This window comes from Massilia sp. 2TAF26, assembly GCF_052115005.1.
Lineage (GTDB): Bacteria > Pseudomonadota > Gammaproteobacteria > Burkholderiales > Burkholderiaceae_D > Telluria.
This window is the reverse complement of sequence record NZ_JBFRFV010000073.1, coordinates 1-948: the sequence shown is the minus strand read 5'-3', so window position 1 is coordinate 948 and position 948 is coordinate 1. Positions and strand designations below refer to the sequence as shown.

The window sequence follows — 948 nt, the reverse complement described above, 5'->3', positions numbered from 1 at the left end:
ATCAGGTAACGGCTTGCCACGCCGCGAAACCGCACCAGCCAGCTCTTGAACCGGCTATGCCAGCCGTTCACGTTTTGCACGTGGATCGCGCCGCGTGTGCGCTCTCCCGCCTGCACGTTCACCCACGCATGCGCGATACCTGAGCGCGCGGCAAAGCGGCGATAAGCGAGCGCGCCATCGCTGACCAGCAACACGTCGGCAGCGAGCACTGGCCGAAGACAATGATCCAGTTGAGCGGCGGTAACCTGGCCACGACCGGTATGAAAATCAAGTGTCTGGCCACTACGGTCGCGGGCGACGAGCAGGCAGTCGTGCTCCTGGTTGATGCCACGTCGCGCCGCCACGCCGCCCCGCTTTCTCGGCCGGCGCGTCAGCGTGCGCGACCCCTTCTGCGACTCGAGGCGATAGGTTTCATCGGCTTCGACGATGGCGGTGAGCGAGCTCGGCCGATCCCGCATGGCGCCAGGCACGAATCGGTGGCGCCAGCGGAAGCTGGTCGTGCGATCCACGCCGACCACGCGCGCGGCGTCGCGGACCGTGCGCGACTCGAGCACGCATTGCAGGTAAGACAGCCAGCATGCCTTCTTGCGCAGGCGCGCGAGCGGCGTGCCCGTCAACGCGTTATGGCTGCGCCGGCAGCCGAGACATCGAAAACGCTGCAGGCCGCTCGCCTGGCCGCAGCGGTGTTTGCGGAGACAGCCACAATGCGGACACGGCCGTCCGGCGGCGGCTTGTTCGATCAGAGCGATGCACGCACCAGGGTGCGCGATGCTCGCGATCCATTCCCGCAGCCGAGCCACGTCCGGGGTAGCCAGGCTTGCCGCCGTTAACAAGCCGAACAGTTGATCGAAGGTCGGGCCCGGCATCGTCACTCCACATGAGTTAACTCGACAATGCGTATGACCTGCGCAACCCGTTTCAGTTCACATAATTAACGCGCACACAGCC

Annotated in this window: 1 protein-coding gene; it reads right to left on the bottom strand. The window is 65.5% G+C overall.

The genetic code is table 11. The annotated features are described in order from the left end of the window. Positions 1-866: IS1595 family transposase (locus AB4Z32_RS27445; protein WP_442124981.1), on the bottom strand; the 866-nt coding region annotated here is incomplete at its 3' end. Between the last annotated feature and the right edge of the window lie 82 nt (positions 867-948).